Source organism: Amycolatopsis sp. NPDC051372 (genome assembly GCF_040682095.1).
Taxonomy (GTDB): Bacteria; Actinomycetota; Actinomycetes; order Mycobacteriales; family Pseudonocardiaceae; genus Amycolatopsis.
The window spans coordinates 1-19,175 of record NZ_JBFBAF010000067.1 but is presented as its reverse complement, the minus strand read 5'-3'; the positions used below and the strand labels follow the sequence as shown (position 1 = coordinate 19,175).

The following is a 19,175-nucleotide window of genomic DNA, read 5'->3' as shown; positions in this document are numbered from 1 at the left end:
ACGAACGCTGCCACCCCTTCATCTGGACCAAAACCGCCGACGAGATCCTCAAGAAGTCCAACCGTCAGACCACTTCAAACACAGACCACTAGGGCGTGGCTGACAATCATCGTGTGGCTGCTCGGCTGCTGTGGGTCGTGTCGCGGTTTCAGTTGCTGTCGGGCGACCAGTGGGCGTTGATCGAGGACTTGCTGCCGGTGCGTACGGGCAAACGCGGTCGTCCGTTCTCGAATGCGCGGGCGATGGTTGAAGGGATCATCTACCGGTTCCGCTGCGGGATCGTCTGGCGGGATGTGCCGGCGGTGTTCGGCCCGTGGCGGACGATCTGGACCTGGCATCGTCGGATGGCGGGGGAGGGCACGTGGGACACCGTGCTGCAGCGGTTGCTCACTGCTACTGACGCGGCCGGGCTGGTGGATTGGGCGGTGTCGATGAATTCCACGATCGGGAGGGCGCACTCCGGGCCGCGGCCGAGATCATCCGCCGCCACGGCCACAAGCCTGCCGACATGGTCTGGACGGACATCGAGCCCGTGGCCATCGCGGCGGCGGCGGTCAACGGCGTGGTCTGGGATTTATTGGCTGGATCGCAGAAGCTGCGTTATCCGGATTGGTGCACCGGTGGTGATCACCGGCTCACGGTTTGCCAGAACGAACAGTGATGTTCGGCCTCGAAATCGACTTGCCGCGTGCCGTCCGTGGACAGGGATGGTAGCGGTGTTGCTGCTCGATATGCGGGCCATGCCGGAGATCCGTCGCTGTTCGGATTGCCGGTTTTCGCGAACGAGGTCCAGTAGCTGATCAGCGTGTGGGGCAGTGCGAAATGGGCGGGGCTGGGCGGTGCCGTTCGGGGTCCGGCGAAGCTCCCGTCGAACAGGTAGGGCAGTTCCGCGCCGTGCGCGGCACCCATCGGAAAGTTCCCGATACTCTGCCCGTCGTCCTGGGCGATTTCGTAGGCGTAGACCGGCGCATACCGGGCGGCGGCGGCGAGCGGTGTTCCGCAGGAGCCGAGTTTCGCACCCCAGTCGGTCAGCACGGTTGCCAGCGCGATACCCGGTGTCGGGTAGTTGTCCGCGGGTACTCGGCGAGCACTCTGTCCACATCGGTTCCGAACACTTGTCGGAGGATCGCCGGGTGGTTTTCCGGGGTCGCGGGTCGTCCTCGGGCGTCGTTGTCCAACGCGACGAAGGGGCGCATCTCGTCGCGGATCGTGCCTTGCACGAGGGGGATGCCCGCGGCCATTCCGCTGCGCAGCGCGTCGAGCGGTTGTTCGGGGAGGACGGGGGGTGCCGGTGACTGGTGTCCAGGGCATGTCGCGCAGCCGGCCGGTGGAACTGAAGGCCTGGTCGTCGTCCAAGCCGACGAGGTCGGCGACGGGCTTCGCACGCAGGCATGCGGCGACGTCGGCGGGAGCGCTACAGCCAAGTCTGGCCTCCGTGCCGGCGCCGCGATCCTGAGCATGCACTGTGGACACGAAGGAATTGCCGCAGGGGCCGGCTTTGGACGATCGCCTTGTCGAACAGGCCGCGAGCGCGCGGTGAGGCGAGTTGGGCGCACAAGCTGAACGCGCCGGCGGATTGCCCGAACAGGGTGAGATTGCGCGGGTCACCGCCGCCGTGATCCCCGAAGGGGCGAGCGGAAGCGCTCGCCTTACGGTTTTGGTGGCAGGGCAATGGATTCAAGGATGACGAATCCGGCGCCGACGAGACGAGCCCGGTGCCCTGGCCGACTGACTGGACACGATCGCAGGTGCGCCAGTCATGTCCGCGCGGCTGCGCATCAGCAGTGGGTGTCCGAAACCACCGACACCGAGCTTGCCCCGTTCCCGGTGACGGCAGGTCGGTGGCGTTGCGAGGATCTCATCCAGCACGTAGACGGCTTCGCGGTCGGTGGCCGGGGTGACCTTCGTGCCGTGGGTCGCGTGCAATTTCCGAGTGGCGAGAGACGGGAGGACCTTGGGGGCAAACGTGGCGCAACGCTCACTTCTCGGCGGTGCGCCTGACAGACCGGAGGTCGATCTCCACACCGACGAGCAGGGCGAAGTGGCCCACCCAGAGCCACGCGAGAAAGACCACCGTCGTGCCGAGCGCGCCGTACCCACCGTAGCCAGTTGCGAAGTTCGCGTTGTACCAGGAGAACGCGCCGGAGCCGGCGAGCCAGAGCAGCACGCCGATGACGCCGCCCCGGCTCACCCACGCCGCCGACCGGTGCGGGGCTCCCCGAGCAGCGGGCAGCCCTCGATGCAACAGCGCGAAGAAGATCAGGAGCACGAGGAACAACAGTGGCCAACGCACCACATGCCAGAGGACCGCGACCAGGTCGGGCAGCCCGACCGCGCGCTCAAGGGCGCCGCCGAGCGGACCGCTGGCCAGCAGCGCGAGAGTGATCCCGGCCAGCATCGCGAGCATCAGGAGGGTCAGCGGAAGCCGCGAGAACTTGGCGACCCAGGGCAATCGGGTGTCGGGCACACCCCGGATCGCGCTGATCGCGCGTTGACAGGCGGCGACATACCCCGAGACCGCCCACACGCTCGCGAGCAGCCCGACCCCCACGACGGTTCCGGCCGCGGTGCGTTCGTGCAGGGCGTCGCGCCGAACCGGGCCGACCCCGGCGGCGCCGGCCGGGAGCAGCTCGACAAGCCCGTCAACGACCGCGTCGGTGTCCGGAGTGGAGCGCAGGGTCAACTCCAGAATTCCGACCAACACGATGAGCGCCGGGAAGATCGCCAGCAAGCCGAAGTAGGTCAGTGCTGCGGCACGGTCGGGTAGCTGGTCCTCGGCTATGACCCGCAGAGCGGCCTTTACGCGACTGCGTAGCGCGCGAAGCAGCGAACCCCAGCTTGTCACGTGCTCAGGCACCTCATTTCGCCCATCTGCAAACGCCGCTACGCCCGCACCACCGCCGACGTCCATACACCCGAGCGATTCAACCGCACCGGCGACCCGGAGCCTCTGATCGTCGAACGGCATATCGCCACCTCCAGTTAGAAGGTCGGTAGCGCATGCCGGCCTACGACAGTTACGTCGCCGCCTCTGGACGGATGACGAGCACGGGACACTGTGCGCGCCGGACCAAGAATTGGCTCGTCGACCCCAGTAGCAGCCCCTTGAATCCGCCCCTGCCTCGGCTCCCGACCACCACCAGCTGCGCGTGCTCGGACTCCTCCAGCAACGCGTCCCGGGGGTTGTTACGCACCAGCCGGCGACGCACCTCCACGTCCGGGTGTTCTTCTTGCCAGCCTGCCAGCCGCTGTGCCAGCAGCCGCTGCTGATCTGGCTCGATGGATTCCCACTTCGGCATCAACCGCGCCATCCCATACATGTACTCATCGGTGATGTCACTCCATGCGTGCACCGCGACCAGCTCAGCACCGCGGAACGACGCCTCCTCGAAGGCGACGCCGACCGCCTGCTCGCTGTTGAGGCTGCCGTCGACCCCCACGACGACCGGCCCCTCCGACGGCACCGTCTCATCCCTGCCCCGAACGACCGCCACCGGGCAGTGCGCCTGGCTCACGACCGTCGCCACCGCCGAGCCGACGAGAATCCCGCCGACCGCGCCCATGCCGCTTCCGCCAAGCACGACCATCCGTGCGGTGCGCGACAGGCCGACCAGGAGAGCCGCAGCCGATTCGGGCACTATTTCCATGGTGACAGTGAGCGAGCTGTCCACCGAGAGCGCGACCTCGCGGGCTTCGGAAACAATGCTTTCCGCAAGGTGCTGAGCCAGGGTGCCCACGTCATCCATCCCCGCGATGTCGAGGTCGTGAAATCGGATGACGAATTCCAGGCCGTGCGCGATGAGCAGATCCAGGTTGCGCTCAGAGGCCATGGTCGCCGCCCACCGCACGGCTTCCACGGCGCTCGGTGAGCCATCCGTTCCGACCACCATCGTGCGCGCCCATATGGTCATGCCTCTCACCTTCCCTCTCCGTGGTCTCGCCGCTGACAACGCCGGACACAGCCGAAGCGAGCAGCAGAGTCGCGAACTGCTGGTTGGTGCCGTCGTCGTACTGGTCGCCGAGGTGCCACGCCGCCGTGGACTTCGGCGGCGCTCGATCACTCACCCGAGCGGTACGGAAGCTCCAGCGTCGGCAGGTTCCTTGTTCGTGACATCCGGTTGCGTGTGGTGGGCGTGGGGTCAGCGACCGGGTTTCGCGGCTATGTCTGCTCGGCGCGGTTGGAAGGCGGCTCGGAGCTCGGCCGCGAACAGTTCGGGTTCTTCCCACGCGGCGAAGTGGCCGCCTCGCCCCGCTGCGTGGAAGTAGTCGAGGGTGGGGTATGCCTGTTCGGCCCAGCTGCGCGGGGTTTGCCAGATCTCGCCGGGAAACGTGGTGAAGCCGACCGGGACGCCGACGCCGGGTGGCGGCGCCGGGTTCTGCGCGGCGGGTGCATCGGGTCCGTAGGCCTCCCAGTACGAGCGGGCGGCCGAGGCGCCGGTGCCGGTCAGCCAGTAGGTCGTGATGTTGTCCAGGACGTGGTCGGGGGTCAGGTTGCCGGAGGGCTGCCCGTCGAGGAAGGCGCGGGCGATCTTGTCGTAGGCGTCGGTGTCGTGGTCGAGCATCCAGGCGGCGAGGGCCGCGGGCGAGTCCAGGAGCGCGTAGCCGATCGTCTGCGGCCGGGTGGACTGCTCGACGAAGTAGCCGTTGCCGCTGGTCTGGAAGGTTTTGATCGCGGCCTGCGCGGCGCGTTCCTGCTCAGTGCCGGCAGGCAGGGCGGCGGGGTCGTTGAGCGCGGGCACGAGCAGGTTGGTGTGGATGCCTACGAGTCCGTCGGGTGCCTGGCGGCCCATCGCGTCGGTGACGCCGGCGCCGACGTCGCCGCCTTGGGCCACGAAGCGGGTGTAGCCGAGGCGGCGCATCAGCTCCGCCCAGGCGCGCGCGGTGCGGCCGAGGTCCCAGCCGACCTCGACTGGTTCGGCGGAGAAGCCGTAGCCGGGCAGGGACGGCACCACGAGGTGGAACGCGTCCTGGGCGAGGCCGCCGTGGTTGGTCGGGTCGGTCAGCGGACCGATTGAGTCGAGCAGCTCCATGACCGAGCCGGGCCAGCCGTGGGTCATGATCAGCGGCAGCGCGTCGTCGTGGCGCGAGCGCACGTGCAGAAAGTGGATTTCCACACCATCGATCTCGGTGGTGAACTGCGGCAGCGCGTTCAGCCGCGCCTCGACCCGGCCCAGGTCGTACCTGCTCGCCCAGTACCCGCAGACGGCCCGCATGGCGGCCAGCTGCGCGCCCTGCGTCCGGTCCTCGACGAGCTCCCGGCTCGGCCATCGAGTCGCGGCGAGGCGCCGCCGCAGGTCATCGAGTGCCTCGCGCGGTACGGACACCGAGAACGGGCGGATGGCATCGGTTCGCTGCTCAGCAGTCGTCGCCACGATTGACCTCCCGAAGCGCACGTGAACGCGGCTCCGCAGACTGGCATGTGTTGGGAGGACACGGATCACCCCTCAGAGATGATGCCGCGCCCGACAGGCGCAGGCATCGTTCCCCTCTCGAGGCCGCAGCGTCCGGGACGAATCCGGGCCGGGCGGCGAAACCGGCGGGACCTGGCTGGTCGGCGGTTTGAAGCCGCGCCGATCGCGCTGCCAAGTGAGGCGACGATGAGCACGAGCGAGGACCGCGGTGGCGGCGCGAGCGGACAACCCGATCGGCAGGCGGCGTGGCTGGGCAGCGACGATCTGCGTGAGGGGCACGCGGACGTCGGCGATGTGCGGCTGCACTACGTGGAGGCGGGCGAGGGGCCGTTGATCGTGCTGCTGCACGGTTTCCCCGAGTTCTGGTACGGCTGGCGGCTGCAGATCGAACCGCTCGCGGCGGCCGGGTTCCACGTTGTCGCGCCGGATATGCGCGGCTACAACCTGTCCTCGCGGCCGAAGGAGTCGAGGCCTACGATACCGAGCACCTGACCGCCGCTCTCAGCGGCCTCATCCGAAAACGCGGCGCCGAGAAGGCGCTGCTGGTCGGGTACGCCTGGGGCGGCACCGTCGCCTGGGTGACGGCCATGAGCCACCCCGAGGTCGTGGACCGGGTGGCTGTCCTCAACGCGGCTCACCCGCGCAAGCTGTCGGAGGGATTGCATCACCCCGGCCAGCTCCGGAAGTCCTGGTACTTCTTCATGTTCGCTCTCCCAGACCTGCCCGAGTCGGTCGTGCACGCCAACAACTGGCATTTCTTCCGCCACTTCCTCCAAGACGCGAACCCGGCCTACCCGCCGGAGGAGATCGACCACTACGTGCAGGCGTGGTCGCAACCGGACGCGGCGACCGGGACTGTTGGGGCGGCGCTGCAGAGGCGGTGCGCAGAAGGGGCGCGCCGGGCTGGCGGGGGCGTGGCCTCGACCTAGGTGTGCTGCTGTCGTTGGTGGTTGACAGGTTGGGCGTGGGGTTGGGTCTTCTGTAGCAGCCTCTCATACGGGGTTTGGCCGGCGAGGCCGCCGTGGGGCCGGTGGAAGTTGTAGTAGTCCTCCCATTCCTTAGTTTCTCATTGAAGGCGCCGATGTCGCCGAGGACGACGCCGTCGAGCAGGCGGTAGAACTCTTCGGCGTCGATGCGGTGGGAGCGTTCGATGCTCCTGTGTTTGTCAAGCAACGCTCGGAAGGGCTGGCTCTGGGTCGACCGTCGCCGATCGCGGAAGGTTGGCGTAGATCTCGCGGGCGATGTAGCGCTTGAGGCGGCGGACGATCTCGCGTTTGGTCAGTCCTTCGGCGGTCCGCCGGTCGACGTAGTCACGAGTTGGGCTGGTGACCGCGCATGCGGACGATTGTCACGATGTAGAGAGCGCTGTTCGCGGCGCGATCGCCGCTGCGGCTGAGCCGGTGGCGGCCGGTGGTGCGGCCACTATTGACTGGTTGTGGAGCGACTCCACAGAGTTTGGCAAAGGCTACCTCGCTACGGATGCGCTCGGCGTTGTCGCCGGCGGTGACCAGGAATTGCCCAGCCAACTCGATGCCCACCCCGTGAAGTTCGACGAGTTCCGGCGCGGTGGAGCGGACCAACGCCTCGATCTGCTTGTTGAGCGTTGTGATCTCTTCGTCCGATGCCTTCCAGTGGCGTGCCAGGTCGCGTAGCGCTGTTGTTGCTCCGGCCGTGAGCAACTGCTCGGGTGCGTCGATCAGAGTGAGGACGTCATCGGTTTCTGGGCCCAGTTGCAGGCATCGGTTGATCAGGGTCCTCTTGGTCAAGGCCACGAGGTCCTCCCGTAAGGGCGAGGGCGCACCGATCATCACGCCCCAGAGGGTGTTGAACGTCTGAGTCCGGGCCTTGACCGCGCTGGTTCGGATGATTCGGAGGGTTCGGATCGCCATCGACGACGCCAGATTTGGCTTTTGGGGTCGCGGTCGATGGTGTGGACACGCAGGATCCGCACCTCTACTACACGTCCGGCCAGGTCAGGACTCACTTTTCCCACATGTTTCCAGCGGTAGATCATGGATATCTCGACCTTCTGCCTCGAATGTGGCGGCCACAGCTTCTCCTTGTCCGGCATCATTCGATTGAAGAGGTCAATCTCGACATGTGAAATCTCCCATTCCAAGCCAGGTCCGCCTTTAGTGATAACCAGTGCCGAATTGCTCTTCAAGCTCTGAACGCTTTCAAGGTGAATTTGAAGTAGTAGTTCTCGTGTGTGCCGACCAATTTGTCAGCCCACGTCTGCGCCGCATCTTCGGTCCGACGTAGGCGCGACCGTCGCGATCCACGTGTCGAGCGGTTTAGTCCGTTAGCAATTCCGACCGGCCCGTTGCCCTTCTGTGGAACGTGAATCAGATCATCGGCATCCCCCAGTTCGCAGTTGTGCACCAGGACCGCAGTACGAATTTTCCTTGCAAACGTGAGCAGCAATTCCTTGGTAAGCTCCGCTGCAATTGCGGATCTTTTCTGGTCGATCCTGCTGACCAATAGGCGCAACCGATCGTTTCGACGGGCCGTGCGCTCGAACTTCGCGAGAACGCGATCACCGGATAAGGTGATCACAGTCGATCATCCCGGCCGGTCAGTATCGTTGACCCGTGACCGACCGAGCAGCTGAGCGCGGCCCCAGGACGACGGGCCTCGACCTGCACCTGGGCCGGCTCGACAGGAACGTGCGGGCCTGCCTCATGGACGCGGTCCGCGACGCGATCCGCGCCGGCCGGCTCGCGCCCGGGGCCCGGCTGCCGTCGAGCCGCGCCCTGGCCGCGGACCTCCGGGTGGCCCGCAACACCGTGGTCCGGGTCTACTCCGAGCTCATCAGCGAGGGCTGGCTCACCGGGCTTCAGGGTTCCGGCACCGAAGTTTCGGAGCGGGTAGCCGAATTCGTCGGCGAACGAGCTCGGCCGCGGCCGGCCGACACCCGCTCGCGGCCAGGGCACGATCTGCGGCCCGGCCATCCGGACCTGTCGTCGTTCCCGCGCGACGAGTGGATTCGCGCAGTGAAGAAGACGGTCGGCACCGCGCCGTTCGAGGCGTTCGGCTACGCGGATCCCCGCGGCCGAGGCGAACTCCGCGACACTCTCGCCCGGTACCTCGCGCGGGCCCGCGGCCTGCGTGCGCATGCCGGCGACGTCGTCGTGTGCAGTGGCGCCGCGGAGGGGTTGCGGTTCGTCGCGGCCGCGCTTGCGGCGACCGGGGTGACGCGCGTGGCCGTGGAAGAGTTCGACCTGCCGAGCCAGCGCCGCACGTTGGCCGACGCCGGGCTCGAAACCGTTCCCCTCGGCGTCGACGCGGGCGGCGTCGACCCCTCGGTACTCGAACGGTCATCGGGGATCGGCGCCGTTCTGCTTACCCCCTCACACCAGTTCCCCCTGGGTGTCGCGCTGCGGTACGACCGGCGCGCCGCGATCGTCGAGTGGGCCTGCCGACACGGCGCGCTGGTCATCGAAGACGACTACGACGGCGAGTTCCGCTACGACCGGTCCCCCGTCGGCGCGCTGCAGGGACTCGACCGCGATCACGTGCTGTACCTGGGCACCGCGAGCAAATCGCTCGCGCCGGGCCTGCGCCTCGGCTGGCTCGTGGTGCCGGACCGCCTCGTCGACGTGATCACCGCCCAGAAGGGGGACACGGAGGAAACTGTCGGGTTCGTGAACCAGCTGGCGATGACCGAGTTCGTGCAATCGGGTGCCTACGACCGGCACATCCGGGCGATGCGCGCGCAGTACCGCCGCCGGCGCCGGCACCTCGTCGAGACGCTCGCCGAGCGCGCGCCGAAAGTGCGCGTGGCGGGAAGGGCCGCGGGATTGCACGTCCTGCTCGAACAACCCGGGCGCACGGGCCGCGAACTCGTGCGGCGGATCGCCGCCGAGCAGCTGACGGTTGAACCCCTGAGCTTCTTCCGGCATCCCGACGCCACCTCGGACCGCGACGGCGTTGTGATCGGTTTCGCCGCACCTTCGCCGAGCGGGTGGTCGGGGGTTCTCGACGCGCTGGTCCGCGCGCTCGCGTGACCAGAGTGGTCCCCGCTCGCGCGTCCCAAGTGGACCCAGGTGCCGCGCCGAACCGGAGCTAGCCTCGCGGACAGGCCGGCGAACGCCCGCGGCCACCCCGTTGCCCGCTCACCACGAGGACTCAGCATGAAAGCCATCACCGTCAAGGACCCCGCCGCCGGGGTCGAAGGGTTGACCCTGACCGACCGCCCGGCCCCGCACGCCGCGGAGAACGACGTCATCGTGCGAGTGCACGCGGCCGGCTTCACCTCCGGCGAGCTGGAGTGGCCGGGCACCTGGACCGACCGGGCTGGCCGTGACCGGACACCCAGCGTGCCCGGTCACGAGCTGTCGGGTGTCGTCACCGAGCTCGGCTACGGCACCACCGGGCTCACCGTCGGGCAGCGCGTGTTCGGGCTCGCCGACTGGACCCGCGACGGGTCGCTCGCCGAGTTCACCGCCGTCGAAGCCCGCAACCTCGCGCCGCTGCCGACCGACGTCGAACACGCCGTCGGTGCCGCGTTGCCGGTTTCCGGGCTGACCGCGTGGCAGGCGTTGTTCGACCACGGCCGGCTCGAGGCGGGGCAGACCGTGCTGATCCACGGCGCCGCCGGGGGGGTCGGCTCGCTCGCGGTGCAGCTGGCGAGGCGAGCGGGCGCGACCGTGATCGGCACGGGCCGCGCCGGCAATCGTCAGGTCGCCCTCGACCTGGGTGCCGACGCGTTCGTCGACCTGGAGAACGAGCGGCTGGAAGACGTCGGCGAGGTCGACGTGGTTCTCGACGTGTTCGGCGAGGAGATCGGCGTGCAATCCGCCGGCCTGGTGCGGGCGGGCGGCACGCTCGTTACCATCGCCGCCCCGCCGGAGGTCGAGCCGCGTTACGGGCGGTCGGTCTTCTTCGTTGTGGAAGCCGACCGCGCCCGCCTGGCCGAGCTGGTCGCACTCGTGCGCGAAGGCAACCTTCGCGTGCCGATCGGGTCGCGCCATTCGCTGGCCGAGGCACCGCAGGCCTTCGCCTCCGGACGGCAAGGCGGCGGGAAGCCGATCGTCGTGGTAAGCCCGCAGCCAGTTGCTGGACATGACCCACACCGATCTCGACAGCGGTTTGCACGACCTGCCTGTGCACGTTGTGCAACGAGTTGATGTTCCCGCGGTGCGGTCGCGGCTGCGGTCGATGGGCTGGTTGGCCCGAATCGCCGCTCATCCGGGCCCCTCCGGCTCATCGCCCAGGCGACCGAGGTACTGGCCGCGCTGCCGGAACCGGGCCGGCGCCTCGACCGGCGCACTCTGGGCGACCGAACCAAAGTCACGCAATGTTCGGCGGTAGCCATCCCTGAGTCAGGTCGGTCAGTAGATCAGGCAGCAGAACTTCCTCGCATGCTTGGTGCACCGGCCGTAGTCATCGCGGCTGCCAGCGATAAATCCTAGGGCGTGTCTGCCTGCGGCACCGTCAGGGGTGTCTCGACAACAACCGCTTTAGCTGACCGGGTGTAGTCAAGCGCACCCATCCTCCAGGGACGCGCACGTTGGCACGCTGCCAGCAGCATGGCGTACGTGCGCGAGCCCGGCGACGTCGAAGTCCGCTCGGACAGCGACCTGCCAGCCGATGTCTGCCAACGCGGCAATGACCGTCGCCTCAAGTGCCGACGGGGTCCGGACAGTGCACAGCAGCCGTATGGGCACGGGCATACATATCGCCGACGTGGCCGCGGCTCCACGAGTCTTAGGCGTCGCAGTTACGGAAGCGGCCGGCCGGGTCTCCGCACACCGCAACCCGGTCGTTCGGTCTCGATCTTACAATCGGTTGCACGTGTGCAGAATTTCGCGACGATGTCCGTCACCTGCTGCTCGCGTGGGGCGTAACGCTCGGGAAACCCGCTGTTCTGGACGGCTTGTTCAGCGTCGCGGATTCGGAACTCCAGTACATCGTAGACAGCGTCAGCGTCGGGTTTTCCATCTGCAGACCCCGCTTATCGAGAGCCGCAGTAGCGAGCTGTCTTCGGAGAGCGTGAGCCGCGACGATGGCGGGCGTCAGCATTTCGCTGCGGGCTCGCAGCCGACGGGTGAAAGCACCCAGATCTACGCTCCTGCGTTGTTGGCCGACGTGACGATGTCCGAGGGGACGGTGACAGTCACCGCGCCTGCGGATCCGGAGGCTCGCACGGCGGCCGTAGGCCTGCTCGGCGGAACGGTATTACGCCCTCGTCTCCTGGCAGCTCGGTCAAACCGCGGATCAGCATGGGGAACGCGACGACGGTGCCGTCAGCGGCCTCCTCCAGGTCATGCGCGTCGATGCTGTCCCACGCCCCCGGCGCACCGTTCCAGAGGTAACTGGTGCACATCAAGTCCAGGTCGAGCTCGGCCAGGTATCGGGCCAGTCCTTCGCGTCCACGTTCATCGACCTCGGCCGGCACCTCATCAAGAGCCGTCTGCCGCAGACCGGACGGCCCGAGACCGTCGTAGGCAGCAGCGACCGCCGCGATCACCGACGCAAGCACGACAAGCCGTCGCTCGCCACCGGAGAGGCCGGTCTTCGACGACCAACGCTGAGCCGCGCCGCCAGGTCGCGTGACCTCGTAATGGACGTCGACCCAGCCGCGGACGTCGACGGTCGATTCCACGATCGCGCGGGCGCATCTGCACGCCACCAACGTAGTTCGACCCACGGGGGTGGGTCGAACTACACGAATCTGCTCGGCGAGCCGCCTGATCACGTGATCGATCGCGGTCCAACCGCGTCCGCGGCGACAAGTCGTATTCCTCCCGTGCGATCCGCAGGCATCTGCGTGCTGACGGATTCGAAGGGGAGTCGCGAACTACCGAGCAGTCCGAGAAGATATGCAGAACAGGAAGTCGGGCGGTCCTCCCTGACGGTGATATGTCCCGGCCGGCGGGACGACACCGTTGCATCTAAGGGATGTCTCGTAACTGCTCTTGTGGTTGGTGGGACTGGTGTTGCGGATCAGTTTGCGAGGAGGATGTTGTGCAGGTGCGCGATGCCGGAGACCGTGTCGTTCAGGGTGCTGGCGGCGCGGCGGTAGTCGCGCAGGATCTTCCAGCACTTCATCCGCGCCAGCGCGTGCTCGACACGGGCCCGGATCTTGCGATGGTCGGCATTGAGGTCTTCCTGCCAGCCGGGCAGATCGCTGCGGTCACGAGGTTTGCGGTAGGGCATGATCACCTCGGGATTGCCTTGGTAGCCACCGTCGGCCATCACCGAACGCCCCGCCAACTTCTGCTCGATGCCGCAGTCGCGGTAGACGGTGCAGTCGTTGCGGTTGCCCGGATGCGCGTCGCCGGTGGCGATCACCAACCGGGTGTCGGCATCGATCGCGACCTGCACGAACGCCCGAGTACCGGTAGTTCTTCGACGGTGCTGCCAGCCGGTGATCCCGCGTCGGCACCAGGGTGCCGTCCACGATCGCGATCGCGTCGATCCGCCGCTTGCGGACCGGGCCCAGCGCCAGCAGCGGCCCGATCGTGTCGATCACCCGATGCGCCGCGGAATGCGACACCCCGAACAGCGGCCCGATCTGGCGCATCGTCAGGTTCGTCCGCCAGTACGTCGCGACCAGCAGCACACGATCGGCCAGGTCAAGGCGCCACTGACGACCAGGTCGGCCATCGGCGATCTCGTCACCGCCACGTTTCGCCACGACCCGCACCAACCTGCGGAACTGACCCGGTTCCAACCCCGTGAACGGGGCAATCCACTCCGACCGCGACGCCGAGATCACCTGCACCACACCATGATCAACTATCTAGGCAACCAGACCCACACCGGGTTACGAGACATCCCTTAGAACGATACCGCTGCGGCGCTGAGAATGAGGTGCTCGTCGGCGCTCGGCCACGAGACGCGGAACGGGAAGACGTCTTTGCCGGTGAACACCGGTTTCCCGCCCCGCACCAGCTCGGCGACGCCGACCGCGACCGGTGGTACGCCGCCGGAGTAACGCGCGTAGACAAGGTCCCCGCCATCCGGTGTCCACATCGGACTGTGCGGCACCGTGCCCGGCTCGGTGGCGAACGTGCTGCGGGCGCCGCCGGCGACCGTGACGACGTCGATCCTCGTCCCGGCCGCCACGAAGGCGAGCTTGATCCCGTCCGGCGACCACGCCGGTTCGTACTCCTCGTCGGGCGTGTCGGTGACGAGCGTGGCCCGTCCCGACGCGACGTCCAGCACGTGGATGCCGTAGCTGCCCGGCGCGTCGGACGAGTAGGCGATTTTCTCGCCGTCCGGCGAAAAAACTGGTTCCCGGTGGCGAACGGCCCGCTCGTGAGGCGGCGCAGACCGGTGCCGTCGGCCCGAATCATCCAGAGGTCGAAGTTGCCTTCACGGTAGGACTGGAACACCACAGTGGAGCTGTCCGGCGACCGGCTCGGCCGCCACGTGCGACCCACGCCCCGTCCCCCTTAAGTAGAGCCCTGAAGTGCGATGTCGATGGTGCAGCCGGCGTCAGCCTCGCCAGGATGAACGCTTCGCCGTGTTGGGACGTGAAGTCCAAAGGTTCGCTGTCCACGGGCCAGACGGTCAGGCAACTTCTCGGGCGGTTCCGCACGAGGCCGATGTTCCTGTCGACCTGCCGCGCACCCCAGGACGGCATCGCGCTCTGGAATATTGACAACGGCAGTCTGCGGTGCGGCGCCGGATGGCCTGCGGCACCGCCGAACGCCACCTCGCCACCGGCACTGCCACCAACGGGCGGGCCCCGCACGATCTACGCCATTCCCCGCTTACCCACACCGTGCTGGGCTCGCCCACACCGGCGACGATGCCACCGAGGCCGACCCGATACCCTCGCCGACCAGTCGCCGCTGCGGCAGGTCAGCCCGGCAGTTGTCGAGGAACGTGCCGGCGACGTCACGGAGTTTGGTGTTGGTGTGGCGTGACGGGCTGAGGAGCAGCGCCAGCGCCTCGTGCACGTCGGAGCGACGCTGGCCCATCAGCACCCGACGCATGCTGGCGAGTTCCTCGGTGACTCCGGGTTGCCCAACTACGCGTTCCCGGAGGAGAACAGTCGCCGGTACCTGATCGCGACTTCGTTCGCGAGGTTAACCCCTCAGGGGGTTGGCGAAGCCTGACGCGTCGTTGCCATATCTCCGTTCCAAACCCCATTCATAGGCTACTGCGGGCATTCTGTGCGTCCGCGAGGCGGCCCCGTCGCGCACCTCGCGTAGAGATGTCAGGCGGGCGGGTTCAGCTCGATCACGGTTTCGGCCTCGGCGTCGATCCGATCGCGGTTGTAGAGCAGGGGGAAGGCCTCACCGCGGGCCCACGCGGCGAACAGGTCGGTCAGGTGCGGGTCGTCCAGCCGACCGGACTGGCCCGGTGCGTTCATCGCGAGCGACGAGTCCCACTCGCCGACGTCGACGACGATCCGGAACGTCGCGCCGGCCGACTGCACGAAATTCGGGCCGTACGCGGTGTTCCCGACGGTGTCGCCGCTGCCGCCGCGCGGGAGCGGCTTCGTGGCGAGCCGGTCCGCGGGCAGGTTGGGCAGCAGCGCCTTCAGCGGGTGCTGCGCGCGGGCGACGTGCAGCCGGCCCCACTCCCACGCACTCCGGTCGGTGCCCAGCAGTTCTTCGAGCTCGGCCACCGCGACAGGCAGGGTTTTCGCGACGACATAGGCGAACGCATCGGAATGCTCGACCAGTTCGAGGTCGACGCGAGGGTCGGCGAGCGAGTCCTCCGCGGGTGAGATACGAGCGGTCGTCGTGTCGACAGCTTCCGCGCCCACCAGCGGTTCCAGGGCCTCTGCCAGCAGCGCGGGCCGCAGGTGCCGGCGGTACCAGACCTCGAACAGCGCGGCGGCCGCGCTGTCGGGGGCGAGCACGGCGTCCCAGCTCTTCAGCAGGTCCAGCCCGTCGACGTCTGCCCGCAGTTCCCGCAGTCGCGCCACGACCCGCCGCGCGGGCACGGACAGGAAGTCGCTCTGCAGGGCGACCATGCTCTCCGGGGTGGCGTCCGTGGTCTGCGCGAGCACCTCGTCGATGCGGTGCTTGCGATACGGCGCGGACCAGTCGTAGGTGATATGCCGGTCCGACGGGAAGCCCGGAGGCAGGTTCATTTCGTTGGCCGTGGCCAGGAACCCCGTCTCCGGGTCGATGGCGCCGGGCAGCTGGTCGGTGTCGTAGAAGCCGGCCCACTCGTAGCGGCCGTCGCCGGGCACGGGCAGCGTGCCGTCCCAGTTGGGCCGGATCGGTGTGAGACCACCGGTCTGCCACGCGATGCGGCCCGACGGGTCGGCGTAGATCTGGTTCTCCGGCGGGGCGCCCCAGCGGTTCATCGCCGCCGAGAACTCATCCCAGTTCCGTGCGCGCATGTAGTCCATGCTGCCGAGGTAGGGCGCCATGCCGGCCTCGAGCCAGGCTGCGCGCACCGCGAACGCCGTGTGCTTCTCCGGGTCCCGGTACACGACCGGCCCGTGGCGGGTGAAGAGCAGCTCGGTCTCCACCGGGTCGCCGTCGCGCACGGCGATTGTCTCGGTCACGCGCCGCATCGGCTCCCAGCGGCTGTCGTAGCGGTAGCTTCGCGGGTCCGCCGGGTCGGTCTCGTAGACGTAGAGGTCTTCCTGGTCGATCGCGAAAATGGTGAGCCCGAAGGCGATCCGGCCGTTGTGGCCGATGGAGACGCCGGGCAACGCGGGTTCACCGCCGCCGATCACGTTGAAGTCAGGCGCATTGAGGTGCACGATGTAGCGCAGCCCGGGCAACTCGGCGGCCGGGCGGTGCGGGTCGTTGGCCAGCAGCGGACGGCCCGAGCGCGTGCGGGACCCGGCGAGGACCCAATTGTTGCTGCCTTCGGGTAGGACGTCGCCCTGCGGGTCCTGCGGCGCGGGCGGCGCGAAGACCGGCGCGGTCGTGGCCAGGTCGTACACGCGCAGCACGTCGTCGGGGATCGCGGCGAGGTCGAGGCCGTCCGGGACCTCGAGGGGACGCCACGGCTCGCGTCGGCGGCGCAGCTCTTCTGCCTCGGCCGGCAGGTCGCGCAGCGTGCGAGCGCGGGCGACCTCCTCGCGGACGTTATAGAACAGGCCGTGGCTGCGGATGCGCGCCACATCCTCGGGCTCCCACAGCGCCGGCTCGTACTCCAGCTCGCGGAACTCGGCCGGCAGCAGATCGGAGTTCTGTCGGGTGAGCTGAACGAACGCGTTCACGCCCTCGACGAACGCCGTCGTCGCGCGCTTGGTGTCCGAGCCGTACGCGAGCCATTCGCGGTGCATGTCGCCGCGGTAGAGGAACAACCGCGCCGCGCGATCCCGCTCGGCATGCTCGGGCCCGAAGACCTCCGCCAGCCGGCCGAGACCCCGCCGGCGCCAGAAGTCGATCTGCCACAACCGGTCGCGGGCGGCATTGAAGCCCTGCACGCGGAACGCGTCGTAGGTGCTGGCCGCGTAGATGTGCGGCACACCCCAGCGGTCGACCACGATCTCCGCGGGCGCAGTGAGCCCCGGCAGCGTGTGGGAAGTTCGTTCAGGTGCCACTTCAGTCTCTCGTCAAAGGGTCATCGGCACTGTTCAGTGAAGGTGTGCCAGTGGACGGTCTGCAACGCATGGTATCCGGCCTGCTCGCCGGATTCGCTCGGTCGCACAAGTTGCTGGGGCCCGAATCCCGGGTCAAGGGCCCGAGCCCGGCCTGCGCGTCCGGGTCGTCGGAGAAGCTGACGATCGTCGTGGTGCGGCCGTGGAAGTTGCCGGCCACTCGATGCATGCTGCGCCCGCGCTGCGCCGGTACTTGCCGTACCGCGCACTGCCATCAGCCACAATGGACATTCATCGGCGGACATGCGGTTGCCGAGCGCGGACTGATGATAATGATCACGCATGTACCGGTCATGTGTCAGTAAGGTACGCGGCGAATGCGGTGCCGGCCCCGAGCACCGCCCGTCGTCAGCGCCCGCAGCCACTTGCGCCCGCGAACTGCCGGCTTGTTCGGGCCCCGCAAAGTGATTTTGGTCGCCTGCAAACCGGTAAGACCGGTCGGGCAAGGAGAAGCAAAAATTTAGGCACCGTCACTCTGTCTGAGTGAGCGCGCGGCCCGCCGAGCCGCGTAGGGATCTGTGATGAGTGTGACCTCCTTGGGTATTGATCTCGGTACGTCGATCATCAAGGCCGTGGTTCATGGACGAGAACGGCATGCTGCCGGCGGCGCGGACCCAGCGGACGAAGGTGCACCGGCCCGCGCCCGGCCAGTTCGAACTGGACTCGGTAGAAGTGCTCCGCTCGGTCGTCGATGTCACCCGCGCGGCGGTCGCTGCCGCACCACCCCGGAATTGATCGGGCTGACCGGTCAGGGAGATGGGGTGTGACTCGCCGATGAGCACGGGCGCGCGGTGCGCTGCGCGGTGTCCTGGATGGACGCTCGTGGCGCGTCGACGCTGCGTCGCTGGCGCGACCAGGAGGTGGTGGCGAAGGTCCTCCGGCAAACGGGTAACTCGATGTTCCCGGGTTTGGCATGGGCCGATCCTGGCTTGGCTGGAGAAGCACGAGCCCACCACTGCTCCTGATATCCGATTGTTCCCGATCGTCAGGTCTTACTGCCTGATCACACCTTCGTCTGCTGCCTCATCAGGTCGTGGTTTCTGCGTAGTAGTTGATCAATCGATGTGTGCGCCTACGGTGGCATGCATGCGAGTGGCGGTGGATGGTGAAGCGATGCAGGACGCGCACGGCTTCATGGCGAAGCTGCGCGGGTCAGCGCCGGTATGCCCGGTTTCGGAGGCGCGCCAGCCCGCGGCGGCCCTCGTCACCCGTTACGAGGATGTGCGGGCCCTCTTGGCTGACGGCCGAGTCCGCCACGACGTGCGCTCGAAGGCCGAGCGCGAGGCCGCGGCCGAGCGGCGTGAGCTCACGCCCCGTGAAGAGCTGATGTACTGGGCGCTGGGCGGCAGCATGATCTACCGCGACCCACCCGACCACACGCGGCTGCGCAGGCTGGTGAACCAGGCCTTCACCCCGCGCGCGGTCGAGCGGCTCCGCCCGCGGCTGTCGGCGGTGGCCGACGAGCTGGTCGCCGCATTCGCGCCGGGCGCGACGGTGGACTTGGTGGGGGAGTTCGCGGTGCCGCTGACCACCTTGGCGATCTGTGAACTGCTCGGTATCCCGCAGGACGGCCGCGGCGCGTTCTGGGGCTGGGCACAGGCTATCAACGACGCCGAAGCCGGCGACGGGTACTACGAGGCTCTCGCCGAAGCCGTTGAGTACCTGAGCGCGCTGATCGAACGCAAGCGGGTGAACCCTGGGACGGACCTGCTTTCGGAACTCATCGCGGTGTCCGACGAGGATGGTGACCGGCTGAGCGCGGACGAGCTGGTCGCCACTTCGCTGTTGCTGTTGATCGCCGGGCACGACACGTCGGTGCACCTGATCGCCAACGCCGTGCTGTGCCTGCTGACCTCGCCGGACCAGCTCGCCGCGTTGCGCGCCGATCCTTCGCTGGTGGACAACGTCGTCGAAGAGGTGCTGCGGTACGAGTCCCCGGTGAACATCCTGCCGACGCGGTTCGCCGGTTCCTCGATCGAGCTGGCCGGCGGGACCATCCCCGAGGGCGAGACGGTGCTGCTGTCGGTACTCTCGGCCAACCGTGATGAGTCGGTGTTCCCCGACCCGGACCGCTTCGACATCACCCGCTCGGCCGCCGGGCACCTGGCCTTCGGCCACGGCATCCACTACTGCCCGGGCGCGCCGCTGGCGCGGCTGGAGGGCCGCCTCGCCGTGGCCGCCTTGATCACAGGCTCTCCGCACCTGCGCCTCGCCGTCGCGCCGGACGAGCTCCG

Annotated in this window: 19 protein-coding genes and 3 pseudogenes; 8 read left to right on the top strand and 14 right to left on the bottom strand. The window is 68.0% G+C overall.

The features are described from left to right. Window positions 1-95: 95 nt before the first annotated feature. A pseudogene (locus tag AB0M56_RS49430) lies at window positions 96-362 on the top strand (transposase); the annotation flags it as partial. A 56-nt stretch (window positions 363-418) separates the two neighbouring features. Then, window positions 419-661 carry a hypothetical protein gene (locus AB0M56_RS49425; RefSeq protein ID WP_364190306.1) on the top strand — a complete coding sequence of 81 codons (243 nt, stop codon included), beginning with the start codon at window positions 419-421 and terminating at the stop codon, window positions 659-661. Here AB0M56_RS49425 and AB0M56_RS49420 read toward each other — a convergent pair. From AB0M56_RS49420 to AB0M56_RS49400, 5 genes are all read right to left on the bottom strand, one after another. Further along, complete coding sequence (locus tag AB0M56_RS49420) at window positions 628-1,035, bottom strand: carboxylesterase family protein (RefSeq protein WP_364190297.1); 408 nt, start codon at window positions 1,033-1,035, stop codon at window positions 628-630. The two genes, AB0M56_RS49425 and AB0M56_RS49420, sit on opposite strands and share 34 nt — an antisense overlap. A gap of 379 nt (window positions 1,036-1,414) precedes the next feature. After that, complete coding sequence (locus AB0M56_RS49415) at window positions 1,415-1,558, bottom strand: hypothetical protein (RefSeq protein ID WP_364190303.1); 144 nt, start codon at window positions 1,556-1,558, stop codon at window positions 1,415-1,417. A gap of 420 nt (window positions 1,559-1,978) precedes the next feature. Beyond that, the gene (locus AB0M56_RS49410; RefSeq protein WP_364190294.1) at window positions 1,979-2,968 is read right to left on the bottom strand and encodes a YihY/virulence factor BrkB family protein; all 990 of its coding nucleotides are present in this window, start codon (window positions 2,966-2,968) and stop codon (window positions 1,979-1,981) included. Window positions 2,969-3,017: 49 nt separating this feature from the next. Then, on the bottom strand, window positions 3,018-3,911 hold the full coding sequence (locus tag AB0M56_RS49405; RefSeq protein WP_364190291.1) for a universal stress protein: 894 nt from the start codon (window positions 3,909-3,911) through the stop codon (window positions 3,018-3,020). Window positions 3,912-4,139: 228 nt separating this feature from the next. After that, window positions 4,140-5,372 carry an epoxide hydrolase family protein gene (locus AB0M56_RS49400; protein WP_364190288.1) on the bottom strand — a complete coding sequence of 411 codons (1,233 nt, stop codon included), beginning with the start codon at window positions 5,370-5,372 and terminating at the stop codon, window positions 4,140-4,142. Window positions 5,373-5,597: 225 nt separating this feature from the next. Between AB0M56_RS49400 and AB0M56_RS49395 the strand changes: the two genes are divergently transcribed. Continuing rightward, window positions 5,598-5,903: an alpha/beta fold hydrolase gene (locus tag AB0M56_RS49395; RefSeq protein WP_364190285.1), complete on the top strand. Its 306-nt coding sequence runs from the start codon at window positions 5,598-5,600 to the stop codon at window positions 5,901-5,903. Then, window positions 5,900-6,340, top strand: a complete 441-nt coding sequence (locus AB0M56_RS49390) for an alpha/beta hydrolase (protein WP_364190300.1) — start codon at window positions 5,900-5,902, stop codon at window positions 6,338-6,340. Before AB0M56_RS49395 ends, AB0M56_RS49390 begins: the two co-directional genes overlap by 4 nt. Window positions 6,341-6,721: 381 nt before the next feature. On the opposite strand, the gene AB0M56_RS49385 is transcribed toward AB0M56_RS49390, so the two are convergent. Next, the gene (locus tag AB0M56_RS49385; RefSeq protein ID WP_364190282.1) at window positions 6,722-7,300 is read right to left on the bottom strand and encodes a transposase; all 579 of its coding nucleotides are present in this window, start codon (window positions 7,298-7,300) and stop codon (window positions 6,722-6,724) included. 271 nt (window positions 7,301-7,571) lie between these two features. After that, entirely contained in the window at window positions 7,572-7,967 is a 396-nt protein-coding gene (locus AB0M56_RS49380) for a hypothetical protein (protein ID WP_364190279.1), read from the bottom strand. Between the two features lie 35 nt (window positions 7,968-8,002). On the opposite strand from AB0M56_RS49380, the gene AB0M56_RS49375 reads away from it, so the two are divergent. Next, complete coding sequence (locus AB0M56_RS49375) at window positions 8,003-9,418, top strand: PLP-dependent aminotransferase family protein (protein WP_364190276.1); 1,416 nt, start codon at window positions 8,003-8,005, stop codon at window positions 9,416-9,418. A 126-nt stretch (window positions 9,419-9,544) separates the two neighbouring features. After that, window positions 9,545-10,540, top strand: coding sequence for an NADP-dependent oxidoreductase (locus tag AB0M56_RS49370; protein ID WP_364190273.1), 996 nt, complete (start codon window positions 9,545-9,547; stop codon window positions 10,538-10,540). Between the two features lie 351 nt (window positions 10,541-10,891). Here the strand turns inward: AB0M56_RS49370 and AB0M56_RS49365 are convergent, their stop codons facing one another. The 7 genes and pseudogenes from AB0M56_RS49365 to rocD form a co-directional block, all read right to left on the bottom strand. Then, window positions 10,892-11,086, bottom strand: a complete 195-nt coding sequence (locus AB0M56_RS49365) for a DUF2399 domain-containing protein (RefSeq protein WP_364190270.1) — start codon at window positions 11,084-11,086, stop codon at window positions 10,892-10,894. Window positions 11,087-11,529: 443 nt separating this feature from the next. Continuing rightward, on the bottom strand, window positions 11,530-12,111 hold the full coding sequence (locus AB0M56_RS49360) for an SbcC/MukB-like Walker B domain-containing protein (protein ID WP_364190267.1): 582 nt from the start codon (window positions 12,109-12,111) through the stop codon (window positions 11,530-11,532). Between the two features lie 248 nt (window positions 12,112-12,359). Next, window positions 12,360-13,140: pseudogene (locus AB0M56_RS49355) on the bottom strand (transposase family protein). Window positions 13,141-13,196: 56 nt separating this feature from the next. Continuing rightward, window positions 13,197-13,583 carry a hypothetical protein gene (locus AB0M56_RS49350; RefSeq protein WP_364190264.1) on the bottom strand — a complete coding sequence of 129 codons (387 nt, stop codon included), beginning with the start codon at window positions 13,581-13,583 and terminating at the stop codon, window positions 13,197-13,199. Window positions 13,584-14,134: 551 nt separating this feature from the next. Then, window positions 14,135-14,359 carry a hypothetical protein gene (locus AB0M56_RS49345; RefSeq protein ID WP_364190261.1) on the bottom strand — a complete coding sequence of 75 codons (225 nt, stop codon included), beginning with the start codon at window positions 14,357-14,359 and terminating at the stop codon, window positions 14,135-14,137. A gap of 224 nt (window positions 14,360-14,583) precedes the next feature. Continuing rightward, the gene (locus AB0M56_RS49340) at window positions 14,584-16,884 is read right to left on the bottom strand and encodes a penicillin acylase family protein (protein WP_364190258.1); all 2,301 of its coding nucleotides are present in this window, start codon (window positions 16,882-16,884) and stop codon (window positions 14,584-14,586) included. A gap of 130 nt (window positions 16,885-17,014) precedes the next feature. After that, window positions 17,015-17,143, bottom strand: a pseudogene (rocD, locus tag AB0M56_RS49335) (ornithine--oxo-acid transaminase); the annotation flags it as partial. A 377-nt stretch (window positions 17,144-17,520) separates the two neighbouring features. Between rocD and AB0M56_RS49330 the strand changes: the two are divergent. Together AB0M56_RS49330 and AB0M56_RS49325 are read left to right on the top strand one after the other, a co-directional pair. Continuing rightward, the gene (locus AB0M56_RS49330) at window positions 17,521-17,676 is read left to right on the top strand and encodes a hypothetical protein (protein WP_364190255.1); all 156 of its coding nucleotides are present in this window, start codon (window positions 17,521-17,523) and stop codon (window positions 17,674-17,676) included. A 351-nt stretch (window positions 17,677-18,027) separates the two neighbouring features. Further along, window positions 18,028-19,175 (top strand): cytochrome P450 (locus AB0M56_RS49325; RefSeq protein WP_364190252.1); only part of this gene is annotated, 1,148 nt, incomplete at its 3' end.

Bases quoted from the DNA above. Each gene is read 5' to 3' on its own strand.
- AB0M56_RS49330 (WP_364190255.1), top strand. From the start codon at position 17,521: ATGGACGAGAACGGCATGCTGCCGGCGGCGCGGACCCAGCGGACGAAG.
- AB0M56_RS49395 (WP_364190285.1), top strand. From the start codon at position 5,598: ATGAGCACGAGCGAGGACCGCGGTGGCGGCGCGAGCGGACAACCCGAT.
- AB0M56_RS49410 (WP_364190294.1), bottom strand. From the start codon at position 2,968: ATGCCGTTCGACGATCAGAGGCTCCGGGTCGCCGGTGCGGTTGAATCG.
- AB0M56_RS49365 (WP_364190270.1), bottom strand. From the start codon at position 11,086: ATGCCCGTGCCCATACGGCTGCTGTGCACTGTCCGGACCCCGTCGGCA.
- AB0M56_RS49405 (WP_364190291.1), bottom strand. From the start codon at position 3,911: ATGACCATATGGGCGCGCACGATGGTGGTCGGAACGGATGGCTCACCG.
- AB0M56_RS49345 (WP_364190261.1), bottom strand. From the start codon at position 14,359: ATGCGTCGGGTGCTGATGGGCCAGCGTCGCTCCGACGTGCACGAGGCG.
- AB0M56_RS49385 (WP_364190282.1), bottom strand. From the start codon at position 7,300: ATGGCGATCCGAACCCTCCGAATCATCCGAACCAGCGCGGTCAAGGCC.
- AB0M56_RS49370 (WP_364190273.1), top strand. From the start codon at position 9,545: ATGAAAGCCATCACCGTCAAGGACCCCGCCGCCGGGGTCGAAGGGTTG.